At 56.9% G+C, this 17,111-nt stretch carries 11 protein-coding genes, 1 pseudogene and 1 other annotated feature; of the genes and pseudogenes, 7 read left to right on the forward strand and 5 right to left on the reverse strand.

What is annotated here, in order from left to right; translation table 11 throughout:
• Window positions 1–762: 762 nt before the first annotated feature.
• The 3 genes and pseudogenes from BRA471DRAFT_RS09955 to BRA471DRAFT_RS38260 all read right to left on the reverse strand — a co-directional run bounded on the left by BRA471DRAFT_RS09955 (window position 763) and on the right by BRA471DRAFT_RS38260 (window position 5,305).
• A pseudogene (locus tag BRA471DRAFT_RS09955) lies at window positions 763–1,994 on the reverse strand (IS3 family transposase).
• Window positions 1,594–1,710: a sequence feature (AL1L pseudoknot), on the reverse strand. (Overlaps the previous pseudogene by 117 nt.)
• Before the next feature lie 1,421 nt (window positions 1,995–3,415).
• Window positions 3,416–3,652, reverse strand: coding sequence for a hypothetical protein (locus tag BRA471DRAFT_RS38255; RefSeq protein ID WP_157234058.1), 237 nt, complete (start codon window positions 3,650–3,652; stop codon window positions 3,416–3,418).
• A 1,515-nt stretch (window positions 3,653–5,167) separates the two neighbouring features.
• Complete coding sequence (locus BRA471DRAFT_RS38260; protein ID WP_007606747.1) at window positions 5,168–5,305, reverse strand: hypothetical protein; 138 nt, start codon at window positions 5,303–5,305, stop codon at window positions 5,168–5,170.
• 126 nt (window positions 5,306–5,431) lie between these two features.
• On the opposite strand from BRA471DRAFT_RS38260, the gene BRA471DRAFT_RS38265 reads away from it, so the two are divergent.
• From BRA471DRAFT_RS38265 to BRA471DRAFT_RS09980, 4 genes are all read left to right on the forward strand, one after another.
• Window positions 5,432–5,779: a hypothetical protein gene (locus BRA471DRAFT_RS38265; RefSeq protein WP_157234059.1), complete on the forward strand. Its 348-nt coding sequence runs from the start codon at window positions 5,432–5,434 to the stop codon at window positions 5,777–5,779.
• A gap of 20 nt (window positions 5,780–5,799) precedes the next feature.
• A complete protein-coding gene (locus BRA471DRAFT_RS09970; protein ID WP_007606749.1) occupies window positions 5,800–6,042 on the forward strand; it encodes a hypothetical protein in 243 nt (80 codons plus the stop codon).
• Window positions 6,043–6,942: 900 nt separating this feature from the next.
• Window positions 6,943–7,101 (forward strand): hypothetical protein, encoded by a 159-nt coding sequence (locus tag BRA471DRAFT_RS09975; RefSeq protein ID WP_157234060.1) that lies wholly within the window; start codon window positions 6,943–6,945, stop codon window positions 7,099–7,101.
• A gap of 1,384 nt (window positions 7,102–8,485) precedes the next feature.
• Window positions 8,486–8,863: an H-NS family nucleoid-associated regulatory protein gene (locus BRA471DRAFT_RS09980; RefSeq protein ID WP_231171081.1), complete on the forward strand. Its 378-nt coding sequence runs from the start codon at window positions 8,486–8,488 to the stop codon at window positions 8,861–8,863.
• Between the two features lie 1,344 nt (window positions 8,864–10,207).
• Here the strand turns inward: BRA471DRAFT_RS09980 and BRA471DRAFT_RS09985 are convergent.
• Window positions 10,208–10,474 (reverse strand): hypothetical protein, encoded by a 267-nt coding sequence (locus BRA471DRAFT_RS09985; RefSeq protein WP_007606753.1) that lies wholly within the window; start codon window positions 10,472–10,474, stop codon window positions 10,208–10,210.
• Window positions 10,475–13,509: 3,035 nt separating this feature from the next.
• Here BRA471DRAFT_RS09985 and BRA471DRAFT_RS09990 point away from each other — a divergent pair.
• On the forward strand, window positions 13,510–13,743 hold the full coding sequence (locus tag BRA471DRAFT_RS09990) for a hypothetical protein (RefSeq protein ID WP_007606754.1): 234 nt from the start codon (window positions 13,510–13,512) through the stop codon (window positions 13,741–13,743).
• Window positions 13,744–14,435: 692 nt separating this feature from the next.
• On the forward strand, window positions 14,436–14,753 hold the full coding sequence (locus BRA471DRAFT_RS09995) for an H-NS family nucleoid-associated regulatory protein (RefSeq protein ID WP_007606755.1): 318 nt from the start codon (window positions 14,436–14,438) through the stop codon (window positions 14,751–14,753).
• Between the two features lie 332 nt (window positions 14,754–15,085).
• Here the strand turns inward: BRA471DRAFT_RS09995 and BRA471DRAFT_RS10000 are convergent, their stop codons facing one another.
• Window positions 15,086–15,409 carry a hypothetical protein gene (locus tag BRA471DRAFT_RS10000; protein WP_007606756.1) on the reverse strand — a complete coding sequence of 108 codons (324 nt, stop codon included), beginning with the start codon at window positions 15,407–15,409 and terminating at the stop codon, window positions 15,086–15,088.
• Between the two features lie 469 nt (window positions 15,410–15,878).
• Between BRA471DRAFT_RS10000 and BRA471DRAFT_RS10005 the strand changes: the two genes are divergently transcribed.
• Window positions 15,879–17,030, forward strand: a complete 1,152-nt coding sequence (locus tag BRA471DRAFT_RS10005; RefSeq protein WP_007606757.1) for a hypothetical protein — start codon at window positions 15,879–15,881, stop codon at window positions 17,028–17,030.
• Window positions 17,031–17,111 lie beyond the last annotated feature (81 nt).

Below are 17,111 nucleotides of genomic sequence, written 5' to 3' on the forward strand. Positions count from 1 at the left end.
CGGGACGATGATCCGACTTTCTACGCCGACTGCCGAAAAGGCGTCTGAGCATTGTTGATGGTCGCGAAGGCCGCAAGCATTCTCTGTAGTGGCGTGTTGGCGGTGGGAGGCGCTCGCTTGGTGGCGACCCTGCTCAATGTTGGAGGGCTGCGAGTGCTATAGCGGCGAGCTCAAAACCCATGCTGGATCAATCGGATTGCGATCGCCACGCTCGGTCCATTGGTGTTTTCAAAGCGTTGCCGCCTGCGCGATGCCTCGGCCGGAGGGTTTGGTCTCTGGCCCGGTGGGGCCAAAGTCACTCCCTTCAAGTTTGACCTCGAAGTCGAGGGAATCTTATTGCGGTTCGCTGCGAGTTGGCCTGGCGTTACAACGACTTCGTCGGGCTCCAAGGTTGTCCAGGATGTCGATCTGGATTGGTCGAGCACTTCAGCCTGCGAGATCGCATTTCGTTCGCGTCCGATCGGCGATCTCTTCGGCGTGGCGTTGGAAGATGATCGGGCTTCCAGGCGCTGATAAGACGGTAGGCCGCCAGCCACTGGCTGATTGCGATGCACAACGACGTCGAATCCAGGATAGCCGACAACTTGGTGAATGAGGTCGGAGAGCTCCAGCGCTGATTTCAATTCCTTCCAATGCGCTCACCCTGTTGGGTGTGATCGGCTCGAGCCGATAGTACAGCAAGGTGAAGCACCTCCAAATACGCAGATGGAAACTGAGTGATTTTGAACCGCCCCGGGTTTGCCGGAGGCCACTTGGTTTAAGTTATGCCGCCATGGCGGGGTGTTCCAGCATGGCGTAGTAGCGTTGCTCGGCTTCGGCCGGCGGGATGTTGCCGATGGGCTCCAGGAGCCGCCGGTTGTTGAACCAATCGACCCATTCCAGGGTCGCGAACTCGACGGCCTCGAAGTTTCGCCATGGCCCGCGCCGATGGATCACCTCAGCCTTGTAGAGGCCGTTGATGGTTTCGGCGAGAGCGTTGTCGTAGGAATCTCCGACGCTGCCGACAGAAGGCTCCACGCCAGCTTCAGCCAAGCGCTCGGTGTACTTAATGGATACGTATTGGCTGCCCCTGTCGCTGTGGTGCACGAGCCCGCCACGATGGACCGGCCGTCGATCATGCAGGGCCTGCTCCAGCGCATCGAGCACGAAGCCTGCATGCGCCGTGCGCGAGGCTCGTCAGCCCACGATCCTGCGAGCATAGGCGTCGATCACGAAGGCGACGTAGACGAAGCCGGTCCATGTCGCGACATAGGTGAAGTCGGAGAACCAGAGAACGTTCGGCCTTGGCGCCTTGAACTGGCGGTTGACGTGATCCAGCGGGCATGGCGCGGCCTTGTCGCTGATCGTGGTCTTGACCGGTTTGCCGCGGATGACACCTTGTAAACCCATGTCCCGCATCAGTCGCGCCATGGTACAACGGGCAACATCGAAGCCTGCACGCTTGAGCTGCCGCCGGACCTTGCGCACGCCGTACACGCCGAAGTTCTGATCGAAGACGCGCCGGACCTCGATCTTCAGCGCAGCATCCTGCCGGGCACGCGCCGACAGCCTGGCGGGATCCCGCCGCTTGGCCACATGGGCGTGATAGGTCGAGGGGGCGATCGGCAGCACCTTGCAGATCGGCTCGACCCCATGCGCCCCACGATGATCCTCGATAAAGGCAATCATGGCTTGGACGGGCGGTCGAGCTCCGCCATCGCAAAATAGGCGCTTGCTTTGCGCAAAATCTCATTGGCCTGCCGAAGCTCGCGGTTCTCTCGTTCGAGAGCCTTCAGCCTCTCGGCCGTGTCGGTCGGAACGCCGGCCCGCTGCCCGCTATCGACCTCGGCCTTCTTGACCCAGTCATGCAGCGTCTGCGGTGTGCAGCCGATCTTGGCCGCGATTGACATCACTGCCGCCCAGCGTGACGGGTGCTTGCTGGCGTGATCCAGAACCATCCGAACCGCTCGGGTCCGGACCTCGGGTGAAAACTTGTTTGTCGTCTTGCTCGTCATGGCTCCATCCTCTCAGGAGTTGGAGCCTCCGGCAAACCCGGGACGGTTCAGTCTCCATACCTCGATATCGTCCGAGTAACCGTCAGGTGCTACACTTGTATCGGCCGGGCTCGGTCGCTCTGATCCCAATTGGTTCTACTGACCCGCAAGCCTTGATTTCGAAGTTCGCAAGCTGCTTCCTAGAAAGCGAATAGAGCGTGCACAGTTATCAAGATAGTGGGTATCGAGCAGCGAGGCTGTTGAGCGACATCGCGCGCTCGACCGCTCGGATCTGGCGTTTGTTCACGACATGCTTCAATTGCCAATCGGCTCGATCAAATTGATCTCCGGCCCAAATCTGAGGGCAGGCATTGCCGCATTGGTCGAGCACCCAAACGAAGTAATAAGCATCCTCCATAGCTGACATCTTGAACTATGCTGGCCTGACTAGTCCGTCGTCTCAAGGCAACCGTTCGCTCTGGCCAATCGCACGAAACTGTTTGAACCATTTTAGCGGCAGGCCAAGATCGTAGCCTCGTCGTCGCAGTTGTTGAGGAGTCCTCCTTAGCGCAAGTGCGATTTCATTTTCCGACGCACCATTCTCGACCATACGCCTAAATCGCGCATCGTCGGTCGGCGTCCAGCCCGGATAATGACTTTCCATTGAAATCGTACCTCAAAGCGCGTTGCGATGCCCAAATAAGTTTTCCCCCTGCCGCAAGGGAATTGGTAGCTCGTCGGCCAGCATCCACTGGCGTCCAATGGACCGGTCATGGAAATTGCGCCCCAAAATGTTGAGGCGACTGACGCCAACAATGATGGCGTCTCCACGTAAACTCGGCAATCGTGTTATGAAATTAAGGTGACGGCACACGGTTAAATTCAATACCATTTCTTTTGGGCGGGACGCTCGCTGGCTAGCTCTTGCACGACACGCCAAACTCGGCAGAGCAATTGGAACGACGGAAACGTCCGTCAGGTTAATATGACTTCTATTTAAAATGGTCGTTGGATAAGCTTAGCAGCTTCGTATGTAGCTGAAAATAGATGCTCTGGTATGAACAGTGATCTCGCAGGCTTATCAAGGCGACGGGCCCATGCGGTTCTGGAACTTGTTAAGCCAGATGCAGCAGCTGCGATGCCGGGGGCTTAATTCCGTGCTCGGGCTGGAAATGGCGTGGATATAAGGGGGCATGTGATCCGACCCGCATCGACTAGTGCCCGTGCCGTGTCGCGAACAAACCTTGGCAGCTTTCTTCAGGGAGATCCGAGCACTCTCCAACGCCGCGGGCAATTTGTACGACCTTGTTTAGCGGGCGAAAAAGCCTCGCTCCACGCGCGTGTGCTGCTTCGGAGGATCGCAAGCGGGTGGAGGCAATGAAAACTCGCATGCCCCGTTGATTTCGTAACCCCGGTCGGACAGAACGGGGGTGGGCTACGCTTCAAAATCGGCTGTAAATCTTGCTGTCTATTCGCGAATTGATCTTGGAACTTGGACCCGCAACGCCGACAGGCGCCACAGGAGGTGCGGGATCCCCTTGGATTGGAAACGGTTGGCGAACGATGAAGACATGCTGTTTAACGACATTTGAGCGCTCTTGCTTAACTGCGCCAGCCGCCTGACTTCCGCTGCCGGCAACCATGACAGAGGTACCGGCAAGGGTGGCGATCGTCACCATGTACATTATCTTGCAGACGTGCATGTCAACACCCAGAATAGCGTACTAACCGACTCTGAAGGACATTGTTCCTCGCGTCATTCAGCATCTTGAGGAGTGGTTGTTTGGTGTGCCGCCCTTGAGTTCTTCGTACGGGAGCAACTCAACAAAGGCGACGAGCACGTCTTAGGGGTTGGCGAAGAAGCCAACTGCAGCTCGGCGGCCCAGCACTGTTCTTCGCAGATGTCATTCAACGTGTGGATGCGGCGTTAACCTCCAGCGCTCTGGTTCGTATCGAAGAACGTTGCGGTGGTAGGTTGCAGTCAACACTTTGTGCCGTTTTTAGCCAGTCGCATCGCCTCCGTGCTCTCATCACGACGGAACTATTCCGCATGCTTCGGGAGCCCTACGGAAACGGCCAAGCGGCAGAGCTTGGTGGCAATGTGCCCTGCAGCGAGTATGGCGCCATGAGGACGATGTGCCTGGCGGTTGCAGTTTCGCAGATCTGGGTAAGTGCAACATCCGCTAAGGATGCAGATAGCCAGGTTGCCTGCGCTGCGACCGCTTTCAAGAACTAACGGCGAGTCGGGTGTTCGGGGACCGGCCTGACGTAAACGACCAGATGCGCAGCCTCGTCTGCAAGAACAGTAGTTCTGCTTACGCTTTGTTCAATGTGTCGCGCGGGATCAAGGACAAAGGGCCGGCCCCCCTCGGCGTCTAGCTTTGCTGACTGTCTCAAGGAGGAAGCGATCGAGCTGTACAAGGACTAACGCGGACTCTGCAGCTCACTCAACGTTTCTCATGCAGAATGTTTTGACAAATTGGCGGCATTGTCCCCACACTCGCACCGAGTCCCGGGGCTGGGCATTGATGTCACGCAACGCACGCAAGCGCATCGATTGTTGCATCATAAACTTCTCCACGTTAGCTTGCCGGATAATGCCGATGGCAAACGCGGGCTTTTACCCGATGGACCGGGAAGTTCGCGTCAACAGCGCTTGCAGATTTCCGTTGCCCGCTTGAGTTGACGATTTTCCTGATCCTGTTCGACGGACTCCTCGAAAGAATCAGGTCTCCGAGAACGATCGGGCGACGCCACGGAGGGCGGCTGTTCGCCGGTGGAATTGAGCGGACCTTTCGACTTCTGTCTCGCGGAGCGACGTTCAGTCGTGAAGCGAGAGACCGACTGAGCGGCGTCTGGGTCGGGCCCCAGTCCATCCCATGCAGAATGCGGGCGCAACTGCAGACTGGTTTGCGCTTCCGCGGCTCCGGTCAAGCCGCCAACGAGCGCCGACAACAGACAAAGTCGCTTCAGTTCGCTGGCGAAGCGTCGTCGCCACAGTCGCGGTAACTCGGCGATAATCGCAGCGTCAAACTCGGTAAGATGTATGCACATTTAAAAAGCCGGTTGGATGAAATCCGCTCATTGAACCGCAATAGCGACGGGAGTGCAAGCGACCCCGAGGCACAATTAGATCGTGTCGTCCGGGCGTCGGCCCCGAACCGGGAACCGGAACGGCCGCATCAAAGCTGCCCTTAGTTCAGCCGGCGTCTTGCTTTCTGCTTTACCGCTGCGTCTTCTATCCTTCGCTCGAGTTCCTTCTCTATCAAGGCCCGCACAGCGCGCCGCAGGCGCAGCAGTTCGTCGAGCGGCAGCTTTTCAAAAGTCTCCATGCTGCGGCTCTTTCCATTGCGCATGGTGCCAGCTACGGACGATCTCCCCGTCAAGTTTCAGCGGCCCGCTCACGAGTGGGGCTTGAGCTCGAGGAAAGCTGAGGCCCGCTGTTAAGGGGGCGTGAATTGAGCCGTGCCGGCAACTTCTGCCAAGGGCACGTCCTTGGGCAAATCTTAAAATCCCAGGTAGATCAACGCTGCCTTGATGCAAGGAGGACGAAGGATTCGATCGTAGGACCGCTGATCAAATGTCATGACATCGACTCCGATGCTGAAAGCTGGATGACTATTCTCGCACCGATCGTGAATATTGCCCTGGCGCGTTTTCATTTGCATGGACAGCAAGGCACTGCTCTAGTGACGCGCCAGCTAAAGAAGCCCCTTCTTCAAGGGGACCGCCTTCTCAGCAAGGTCTCGTACGGTCCTGAGGCGTTCTCGGCGAAAGTCATGGTCCATAATCACCAGCCTAGCTAAACGCGCAATTGGAGATGCTCGTGGAAGAAGCCGCAGAGTACTGGAAGTCTGTGTGTTCCATGTGCATGGGCCTTGAAGCCTGCTTGGCCGATTGGTCCTTTGACTTCGTGGACTCCGGCGGCGCTCAAAACGCAAAGCTGACGAAGTTAGTTGAGCCGCGGTGTCGCAAGGAGACGGCGCTGCATGATATGCCCCGCAGTTCACAAAGTTCGGTAATTGAAAAGTTTACTTGCTTCGTCAGCGTCATGACAGACGAGAGTTGAGAACTCGCGACAATTACCGAACTCAACGGCGAATTCAAGAAAAATTACGGATTACTCGTCGCCTTCCGTATTTGCGATCGATCAGTGCGGCGCGCCGATCGTCACCTTGAGGTGGACTGATCGTGGCCTTTGCGACAGCCCTTTTGACCTGGCTGCCAGATAAAACTGGCGGTAGTCTGCGCCGTCCGAGGCACACGTGAATACTCTCCCAGTATTGCTTGTTATCGATTTCAGTACCTTGGAGGATTGCCGTGAGAAACGACACACCCGTCTACGATGTCGTGCATCTTGGTCCTGATGGCGAAGCTCGAAGGGGGACGGATCGCTCGGCACGCGTGAAGCAATAAACGAGACCGCCTGATCAATGCCGCATCTCTCGCTTTCTGTCCGCACAAGTGGATCGGCTACGTCAATCTCGAGCTTGTGCGTAAATTTCCGCTGATGCTGGCACTCTAGTGGCAAACTGCAATCAGGAAACGCTTGCCACCGAGAGGGCGATTAGACAATTGCTCGCGCCCGTTACGAGGCGAGGGCGGCTTGTTTTCCCAAAGCGAGCCGTCTTTATGGATACCGAGAACGATCCAAATCGCGAATTCGCAAGCGTTGAAAGACCGCGGTTTGGTTTTTCGTCTTCCTCCTGATATTCATTGTGCTCTTCGTGGTGTACCTGAAGCTGGGTGTGGGCTAATCGCTGCAGAACCTTTGCATAACACAGCGTTGTGGACATCTTCGCGGGTAAGGCGGGTGGCTTTGGCCAGTTCGGCCTGATATAGCCGTATGAAAGTGTTTGGAGATCTATATCACAGACGGTCGTGATGAATATCGGCATTCTCCGCCGCATTCTCTTGGGGGGTGGGGATGAAGAGGCCGTCTCAGATCCTGTGTAAGGATAGCAAGCTTTTGTCGATAGCAGAGGTCGAGCAGAGGCTCGCGATGCTCGCGGAGTTGGAGCAACTTCTGAAGCGGAGGTCGGAAGCGGTGCTGCGCTCGAGTTCGTTTTTGTCGGACGAGACGCTGGCGGGCCGCAACACGCAAAGGTCCACCAGCAATCTCTCGTGACGACAAACGGTTGACCCGTTCGTCAACCTCCTCAGCAAAGGCATCAGTTCCCCCAAGCTCAAATTCCTGCTCGTGGATTGATAGCTCATGCTCGGAGGCATTATTGCATCCGGTGGCTCGCGTATGACGGCAAGCTGGTCCATCGGATCAAGCTGCCTTATCTCTCGCCACCAAGCGCAGCGGTGTCTAAGCGATTGCGCAAGCTTCGCTCCAGCTATACGATGGCTGAGGCACTGACGACGAGATTGCAGAGATGGCCCGCTGCCCTGGTCAGCTACGAAGAACAGGCCGGTCTAGGCGTCCGGGTAGTCGTCGCGTAACCCGACGAGGAACTTCATCAGGTCGCAAAATATTGGAGAAGGCGTCGATTTACTGGTTGGCGACGACAGTCTGGTGAGCGGGTCTGCAGCGAGGCACAATCACTTCTGGAACGCGCAATAGCGGCGCCGTCTTCAGAAGGCCGATTGAGGTCAGCTGACGCACTTCTCGAGCGCAAACAGGAGCGCCTCAATCATGTTCCGCGCCTTCATTGTGATCTTCGCGCTTCTTATTCATCCACCTGTCTTCGCTCAAACGACCCAACCCATCGGTCGTTCGGGACGGCCTGTTCCAACGCAGCCAAATCCAACGTTCTCGAATCCACTTGGGCACGTCGCGCCGATGGCGACGCCCAACGTCTACTATTCGAGAGACCGCAGCGGCCGGGCGACGGTCATTCGACCGAACGGTAGCGCGATCTCGGGCGGATCCCAGAAGCGACGCTAGTTCGCTGCGAGCTGCAGCCGGATGGGTGATCGAGAATGGTCTGATTTGGGCGCATCTGTTGCTACGAATCCCCCAACGGGCACTGGAATGACAATTCTCCGAGCTTGGTTTTTGACTGTGAATGAAGACGCGCGTTCAGTTCGAACGTCGTTGGAGACGGGCGCGGTCGTGACCTGGCTATTTGCTTCTGTCGTCACCATAGGTGCTGCGGTTTTGATCGCGCATTTTGTCGAAGCTATGCGTTCTTAAACTCTGCAGGAAGCTCTCAGGGCGGCCTCTTCGGTTTCGTGACATCCACGCACTCAATTTTGTTCGGCCTTCGAAAGACTCGGTCGTGAGCAATAATTCGCGCGGGTGCGAATCAAACCCCCTCGATACTGAGGAGCAGCCTCGCACGACCAGTCGAGTAGTTGCTTGGCTTTTGTCTAGAATTCGACTGCATCGCAGGGACCGTGTCGATCGGTATGGGCTCCTCGACGGCGAGCCGCGCTCCGGCAGGCCGAGGGCACGTCGGGCCGCAGGTCGCATCCTGGCGTTTTCGCCTGAGCGCTCGCCCCAAGCGGGCAAAAATAGGCCGCAAATCAGCATACAAGTGCCAAACCAGGAATTAAATGTCGCCATGATCCTGCGTTTAACAGGATCGGGGCGAAAAAGCTGGGGTGATCCGATGAAATTTGTTGCCGAAATGGAGCGCCTTGATCTGGACGATCTATGGGCTCTGTATGGAGAGATGACGGAGGTTCTGGAACGCAGGGTCCGCGAAGAAAAGCTGTGTCTTGAGGAGCGTCTCAGAAAGCTCGGAGTTTCAGAACCCGCGCGCCGAGCCTACCCGCCGGTGCTTCCGAAATATCGCAATCCTGAATTTCCCTCCGAGACCTGGGCGGGGCGCGGAAGGCAGCCGCGCTGGCTGGTCGCGCAACTTCAAGCCGGCCGCCGTTTGGACGATTTCAAAATCCAATCGCGAGACAGTCTGCGCGCAAAAGTGAGAATGGGGTAAGGACCGACCGGTCCAAGCCTGGCTATCACGCGTCTAAGTATGAAGACGTACGAACTTGCGCCATCTAGGCGGTCGTCGTGACGAAGCAGCGCCCTGTTTGGCGCGGCTCCTTGCTTCTGCGTCGTCGACCCGCTTCTGGAGTTCGTTTAACTCACGCAATTGCCTGGCAATGATCTCTATTCGCTGATCGAGCTTGCTCGCCATAATTTCACTGACACTGCGCACTGATCCCACCTAAATCCAAACAAGAAAGAAGGTCGCCAAAACGCGGCGATACTAGGTGGGGCATTGCGGGCTTTCAATTGGCGTTCGTGTGACATCAACAACTCGCATTGCCGAGACTAAGCGCTTCACGACGACCCCTCACGCGGTCCAACTGGACTGTTGCGCCACGAAAGTGGTTTGTGCCGCCGTACCTCACGGGAGCGGGGCATGGTCGGCATATACTTCCACGGCGCTTGGCACTTTCGTGCAAACCTGCGATTTGAACCTAGGCTGATCGTGTCCTTAGCGTGATGTAGCTGGCGGCGGGTCACCGCGTTCGCCAGCAACGCCGGTCCCGGTCAGTTGGCGATAGCCGTGATGCTGACGGTTGGATCATGCTCAATGGCGCGATGAGCGTGTGGGCCTGAACCGACCGGCGACGCGTCCCTAGCAACGTTTGCAACGTTGCGGCTGCCAAGGTCACGAAGTGCGCCGTGACCTTCGGCGATCCATCAACACACCTTATCAACCCGTCTTATTCTCCGCGAGGCGGGCGATTTTGCATTTTCAGGACACGGTCATTGCAGTGACCTAGACCGCCGGGAAGTCGATCGGATGGGGCGCGCTTCGATGGTGGGGATAGGCGAGCCTGGGACCCCAGAGAGCGGCTAACGCAGACTGCTCCGTCGTACACGGGAGCGACGGGTCGATGCTGATACATACCGAACCCGGCTTCTCACTTCAGCCTCGTCCACCCGCTTCTGGAGTTCGTTCAGTTCCCTAATCTGCCGAACGATGTTTCGAATTCTAAGGTCTAAGGCACCAACAGAAATCTGGCTACCATTACTCATACCAGCCCTCAATGAATAATCATTGCGTCAATTAACTTGTTGATTTTAGTTCAAAAGCCGCGGCATTTCAAATGATAAGTGCTGCGGCCCAGGAAAGAGCGTGACTTTGGTAACCCTAGGGTCCAGCCGCACCCATTCGACGTCAAGATCGCGGCCGCCGTGCGATCGAACTTAACGAAGTCTGTTTGAAGCGCTGGAAGACGACCTGGAACAGGCTCTCGATCGTCCGTTCCAATCAATGAGCCTTGGGCGGGGCATTGCTTCCCGCCGCTCTGAGCAAATGACTAGATTAGACGGGCGAGTGAACGAGCCCTCGTCGTCCGATCGCAGGAAAGGCATGTCCAGATCGCTCGGCCGCCTCCCAGCCCATTTCAGCCTCATAGTCGAGATCGGCAATGACGTCCTGGAAGGCGGAAATGGCCTGCTGGATTGCGGCGATCTGATTCAGCTCCTCATTCAGAATCGGGCCAACCCGACTTTGAAGCGCGACGACCATTTCCCGCCGTCGTTCTTTCAACTGTACCAACGGCAAACCGTGATCGGACGGATAGTGCATTTCAGTCCTCTCCATTTGGAACTACATCAGTTCTTAGCCAAATTTTGATGATATGCGGTTGCAAGATGAGTTCGAATTTAGCTTTCAGCGACGTTCCGGCAAACGATCGTGAACTAGTGCGCAGTTCCGGTTTTGCGGACCTGCGCAGACGACAGGTCCGTGTCGCGGTTATAATTTTCATTGCCCATGGCTCGAGGTGACTGGCTCCTCCTCGGACTCGGCAGCGCGTAAGAGAAGCTTTGGTCGGAGGATCTGCTCGCGTGTTGCTCCATGACTATCGGAACAGGGTGGTCCTCCCAGGCGGACACGAGTGCGGAGCGCCATCTCTTCGCCGCTACGGGCGCCAGAATTGCGACAGCGCGACATGATGACCGCATTCGACCGTCAGCTTTGAATGGTCGTAGGAAGCTCGTCCATACGTCTATCCTGACCGCTACCTGAGCGTGCCTCTGGACCGCGTTGAGGGCTCGGGATTCATTGTTGGGTCGGGTCAACACGGTCGCGGATTGGGGCCTACTCGCCCGTAGCCGAAGCTGCATCACCGCTCGCGCATTGTTGAATGCTGCAAAATCAACCCGGAGTGCGCTCTTGCCCAGACGGCGCGATGCATCGTGGTAAGGCTAACGAGCGGTTTGAGTTGCGAACCCAATCGTCTGGACCGATGTTTGCCGTGGTCATGGGATTGCCCGGAGGTGAGGCAACCGCGCGGCAAGGGGTGCCGTCTCACGTGGCGGCGTCCCGCCCAATAGCGGTCAGACACCCCGATAGACACAGTCGCTGGGGTCATCCTCCTGCACCGTCATGCAATCCCGCCCTTCTTGTCCCGCGGCCCTCGGCGTTAACCGGCTGCGGGAGCTGGGCACCCGTTTGTTTTCGCGACCACATCGAGGTTCCGACGCATCAAGGTCCCCGCGTCCCCCGCGTACTGTTCAGCGGTGGCCGGCGAAGCGCGCGCGTCGCTTGCTCAATCGGACTGGCAAGGGTTGGCGAGCAGGTCCAAGGGACTTGACGTTGCAGCCCCCATCCAGGTCCGGTAGTTTTGATCGAGCTGCTATTGGAGAGCTTCTTCCATGATGTCGCGCATATTCATGATTGTCGGCTCTGCCGTTCTCTTCGTTCGCTCTCCTTGCGACAAGGCTGCGGCTGCCTCAGCAGAAGTGGCTAAGAAGTGTGAAGCGGCGGTAGTGGCGGCCCACCGCGCATGCCATCGGACCCGACAGCGGGAAGCGTGAAGGGCAACGTCCGCGACCAGCGGGCCTGCTTTAACGAGTGCACCGAAAACGGCGGAACACCGCGCAGCGACAAGAAATAGCAGCCTACCTTTCGAGCTTTCCGGCCTTCGTTCGGGCAAGTTCTTCGCGCCTGATTGGACCAAAAGGTAAATCGGACAGATCCATATCCGAAGCAAGATCGAGGAAGAGGATCAGAAACTCAAAAGGCTGCGATGGTTTTGGCAGGGGCACTGCAAGCGCTCCGGCAGCCCTGCGGCGAACACGAGACCGTGGCCGCGAGACCATCTAGATCGCAGGCCGAGCAGCTCTCCTGGATGTTCGTAGATAAGAGGCTGCAACCATATTCTGGCCGCGCTTAGGCCAAAGAAGCCGCGCCACTTATTTGCTAGGGACAGATTTTTCTCGTCCAAGCCGATCCGATGGTGTGGAATGCGGAGGTGGAGACGTCGTCATGACGAACGATGCGACGAAGATCGTGGAAACGATGCTCAGGGACCGCCAAATGGAAAATAGGCGGGCCTACCTAGTCCGTGGCCGATGCTACCGACGGCTCACGCCCGGGCCGATAATTTGAGCTCATTCGATCAGGCTGCATTGAACAACCTCGGAGTCGAGATGACGTTGCGTGAAATGAATCCGCCGCTCGACCGGATCGGCGAAGTTTCGCAAGAAGTCGTCGCTAGGTCGGACGCGGCGTCGAAGCGGCCATGCGCTGATCCGGCGTCTCTCGGTCAGGGAAAAGAAAATATTGGACAGGGGACACAGGGGCAGACATAAAAAAGTCCGATCCAAGCAACCGTTGGTGATTGCTTGCGCTGATCGCGCGAGCAATGCCGAGCCTTCTGCCATTGAGTTTCACCGGATGCGCACGGGTCAACCAATTTGCCGACCGGGCATAGTTCTACAGGGTTTCGCAAGCTACTCGTAGGCGTCTTCGTGACTCAGTGACCAACCTTATCGAACTACGCGCTCCGACTATGAGCGTCGACCACTCACCTCAAGAGAACTGTCGCGGTTCAATGCGCTCGGGTCATTGCGATCAGCTGTCGGAATGAAGCTGTTTGCAGCAGTTGAACGCGCCGCATCGCGGCCTCAGGATCGCCAATCCCGCGGCGGCGAAACTAAATGTTCGGGACGGCGATCCGTTCGGGCTAGGAACGCAAGGGGAGCGTCTGCATCCTTGCTATCGCCCGAAAACTCGCAAGCCAGAAGTATGTTGCGCTGCGGCCTTGCGGCCAAGAATCTGTTTGTGCGAGGAGGCTGCAAACGAGCCGTCTCAATAGCGGCGCAAACGTCCATCCTTCTCCAGCGCTCGCACCCGTCGCCTTTTGGATTGGTTGTGCCGGGTCGCATATGCTTAGGACGGAGCGATCCCACGTGATCGGTGTAATCTTGAAAGGTAGAAAGGATCAGCGAGTACCACGTTCGTTGAGACTGGCGATGGGGAGATTGAGGCCGCTTAATGAGACGGTGATAACTCACATCAACCGGCCCGGGCCAGTGACGCCGAGATCGGGCCGGTTTCGCTGTTTTTAAAATCAGTGCATTGCAGATGATTTTTAAATGCTACCAAGGTTCTTGGATTGATCGGAAAAATACTGTGCCTCGTCTTCGGCGTCACGGCGGGGAAGTCGATGCGTTGAATATCTAGTTTTGAATTTCGATTTAATTTATTTAATTGTGGATGTGCAATACGAAAGCCGCAGACTTTTGGAGTGGCTTTCGTCGTTTTGCCGCTTTAGGCTTGCATTGCTTTTTTGCAGAGCCCTTGAGCTCGATTCATTTCCATTCGGGCATACTGGAATGACCCGCTATTTTTTCGACATTCGGGACGGATGTGATCTCTATCCTGACGACATGGGGCAGGACTTGGCTGACGAAAAGGCAGCCGAAATCGAAGCCACACAATCGCTCGCCTGCATGATTAAAGATGATCTCGCCGAAGATCGGCGTGACATGGCTATCGAGGTTCGCACTGAAGAAGGGCCCGTCTTCCAAGCTGCTTTCATATTCGGCAACGGACGCATGAAGCACTAGCTGTGCTTCTGCATCGGAATGTTCTAATCACTTTGCAGCGGGCTCATGTCTCGTCAATCCGAGTTGTCGACAGTCTGAAGGCGAAGGCCAAATCGATCGCTCCGTGCGGCTCCCCAAAGTCAATGCCTGGCTCGACGTGGCAATTCGCTTCTGCTCCGGCGGCGCCATGCCGGGCCCTTGTTTGGCTGAATGACGGTCAATATTTCCGCGCCGTCAGAGACGTCGCGTGCTCCGGATCGTCGTAGTTGGCGATCCTTGGTCGCGAGACATCGCAGGAACCTGTCCATTCAGGCTCTCCAACAACTGCCCGCGGCGCGCCTCCATCCACCAGAAATTATGTCCGAATGCGTCGATTGTCTCACGTAAGCGGCGATTGCGGTCAGCGCGCGGGCCAATGCAAACACATTTGAATGCCCGAACTCCATTGCGCACGCTGTTGTGATCTGCGCAGGCGAGTGCCGCGGCGCCTTTATTTGAATACCCGTCGGCACCCCAATCCGAAAGCCCGGTTGGCTTCCAATGAGTCAAAATGTGGCTCAAAAAGCTCCGGAACCAGCGGCGGCCTGGACTGTTATTTTTTGTTATGGTCGGCGTCTCATAACGTGTATCTCTAGAGATTTCAATCTTGCTTAATTAAATCGTTGGGCGCATTGATGGGCGTCACGAAGCGGCTTGGATTCGCGTGAGGGATTATGGACTACGGCCAGTTGAAAGTGTTGTCGGTGGATGAGCTCTGGCTTCTGCACGAGGAGATCACCTCCGAGTTGAGCAGAAAGATCGAGGCAGAAAAAGCCAAACTCGAAGAGCGACTTCAGAAGATAAAAATGGCAACTACTAAGAGGGGCGGGAGGGAAGGTCACCGTCGCCCATATCCGAAAGTGTTGCCTAAATATAGAAATCCCAAAAATCCCAAAGAGACGTGGTCTGGGCGCGGGAAACAGCCGCGCTGGCTGACGGCCCAGCTTGGGGCAGGCAAGAAGCTGAACCAGTTTTTGATCTCGCGGCCGTAATCCGTCCGGCTAAAAGCTTGCCGAAATTGCGAAGCCATATGACTCGCGGCGGGGAGCATCGAACGTTCAGGCGGAAACAAGCATCCGACCGTTGAGTGTTCAATGCATCCCGATCCGGCAGGCCGGAGTTGGCCGCGTGGTAAGGTTTTGTCGGGCGGTCGCACAGTCGAGCCACAGACATTTGCACGGAGACGCATGCACAGGTCTGCCGCCAGTCGTCGTCTAACAGCTCTCAACTGCCAGAAATAACGGAAATGCCTGAACGTACAGTGCAGATCCGCGTGCAGTTGTCCATGACGTGACTTCCGTTCAGAGAATGCCGGTCCGTTTCCTTAATTTGTCTTCGTCAGCACATCTCGCCAGGTTTCGATCGCGGCGATAGATTTGCTCCACAAAGGAGCGCTATCCGCCCCGGTCGACCGGAGCGATTGAACAAGTTCGTCTATCGCAGCCGAAGCCGCAAGATAGGCATCGACTCCGCCGGGTACGACAGCGCTCTCCTTGTAATCCGAAGCGTCAGCCAGGAGCTGCTCGACCATTTTGATGGCGGCGCGTCGGTCGGACAGTTTGGCGTGACGGACCACGAGCAAGGCGTGCTTGGCGCTCACGAGCGCCTTTTCGACCAGAAGCTTGTCCGCTGCAATTTCTTTGGCCATCAATCGGGCCCGCCGACAATGTGATGAATAGAGCAATAAGGGAGCAATTCTAGAATTGTAGCGAGCGCATGCTCGATGGGCAACCAATGAGAGAGGTCGCTTCGACGCCCGGAACGTCGTGGGTCCAGGTTCGGTTTGATCAGAATTCGGGAACGCTTTCTGGACTGCATCGCACGACGGTGAGCCGGGAGGCTGTCAATTCATCGGTCCGAAGTGTTTGCCGGGATCCGCGCGGTCACCGGCAAACAGGCCTTCTCGGCTACAAGGGCTAACATGGCGCCTGTGGCGGCCCCGGTTACTATATGCTCAAGCGCCCTTGTCTGGCTGGCGCAGCGGTCAGCCGCCTTGCGGTTAGCGCCCCGAAAACGTCTAAACTCCTGGTCGTGCGGCGCAGTGCCCCTGGCGGCTTTGCATCTGTGCCTTCGCCGCATTAGGTTGACCAAATCTGAGCTGGATAGAAGCCCATTTGATGACGTTGGAGCCAACTAGAACTGCGGCAGGCATCGCGAATACCGCACATCCAGAAGTGGAGTTTGCGCTCGTTCTGGCTCGCACAATTGACGCCGTGCAGGGAGATCCGGAGCAACTGCGCCAGGTTATCTATGAGTTGGCGCGGCAGAAGCTTGAGCAATTGCAAGCCGGCGATCCGGCTGAGCAGCAACGACTGGCGCTGGCGCTAGAAGTCGCGATTGCGGGCGTTGAAGCGAATGCGAAGGGCGGTCCGATCGTTCACGACAAGATCCGGTCTGCTGCGATACCTGAACGCTCCTTCCGCATAGCCGCGACCGTCGCTGATAAGACGAGCATCTTGGCAGCCGACAACGAATATGAATTTGGCGGATCATCACCCGTCGAGAATGTGCGAGGTTCTCGACGCATGTTGATGGGGCAATCGCAACTTTTGCCGGCCCTCTCTTTACGCCACTTGGCAATGTTCTGCTTCGTCGCCGGCGTTGTTGTTTGGGCGATCACGTTCGCAGGACGGACGTCATTGCCGACGCCTCAAAGGCCAGAGCCGATCCAGCCCAAGACTGAACTCTCGGTCCACAACAAGAGTTCTCAAGTTCCAACGGTCGAAAAGGCAATCCACGAGAGCAGGCTGCTCCCAGCGGCATACGGGGTATATGCGGAGCAGGGCGGCAAACTCCTTGCGCTCCAGATGTTGCCCGGGCATGCCCCGGATCCACGCGTTGCCATTTCGGCTGCGATTACCAAGCCCAGCGAAACGATGCTTCTAGATGGCAACGCACATTTCATAGTATTCGACAAGGACGGGCAGGGCGCGCACGAATCGGTTGAGGTGCGCGTGATTGCGCAGGTGAGGCAGGCAACGAATTTTGACTCGTCGGGCAAGCCGGTCGTCGCGCAGAAAGGCGGCACCTGGGTCATCCGCAACATCTCTGTTCCTTATCAGACGATTCCTTTGCAAGGGAATCCGCAGATGTACGAGATTCGATCCCGGGAGTCAGGAAAATCACTTCCTGCTGGGCGCTACGCGCTCATTGTACAGGGGAAGTCCTTTGAATTTTCAGTTGCAGGCCCGATCACGGACAAGCGCCAATGCCTGGAAAGTATTTCTGCGGCCAATGGCGTTTTCTATACCGAGTGTCCTGACACCTAGGTGTGATCGTCCGTTGCTACGCCTAATCTTCGCGCTCCAACTTCGTTGCGACCGCGCGCATCCGGCTGCTGGCACGGACGA

This window comes from Bradyrhizobium sp. WSM471, from assembly GCF_000244915.1.
GTDB lineage: Bacteria > Pseudomonadota > Alphaproteobacteria > Rhizobiales > Xanthobacteraceae > Bradyrhizobium.

Coding starts and splice junctions, on each gene's coding strand:
- BRA471DRAFT_RS10005 (WP_007606757.1), top strand. CDS start 15,879: ATGACGTTGGAGCCAACTAGAACTGCGGCAGGCATCGCGAATACCGCA.
- BRA471DRAFT_RS09985 (WP_007606753.1), bottom strand. CDS start 10,474: ATGCACTATCCGTCCGATCACGGTTTGCCGTTGGTACAGTTGAAAGAA.
- BRA471DRAFT_RS09990 (WP_007606754.1), top strand. CDS start 13,510: ATGACCCGCTATTTTTTCGACATTCGGGACGGATGTGATCTCTATCCT.
- BRA471DRAFT_RS09980 (WP_231171081.1), top strand. CDS start 8,486: ATGATCCTGCGTTTAACAGGATCGGGGCGAAAAAGCTGGGGTGATCCG.
- BRA471DRAFT_RS09995 (WP_007606755.1), top strand. CDS start 14,436: ATGGACTACGGCCAGTTGAAAGTGTTGTCGGTGGATGAGCTCTGGCTT.
- BRA471DRAFT_RS38255 (WP_157234058.1), bottom strand. CDS start 3,652: ATGGTGACGATCGCCACCCTTGCCGGTACCTCTGTCATGGTTGCCGGC.
- BRA471DRAFT_RS38260 (WP_007606747.1), bottom strand. CDS start 5,305: ATGGAGACTTTTGAAAAGCTGCCGCTCGACGAACTGCTGCGCCTGCGG.
- BRA471DRAFT_RS10000 (WP_007606756.1), bottom strand. CDS start 15,409: ATGGCCAAAGAAATTGCAGCGGACAAGCTTCTGGTCGAAAAGGCGCTC.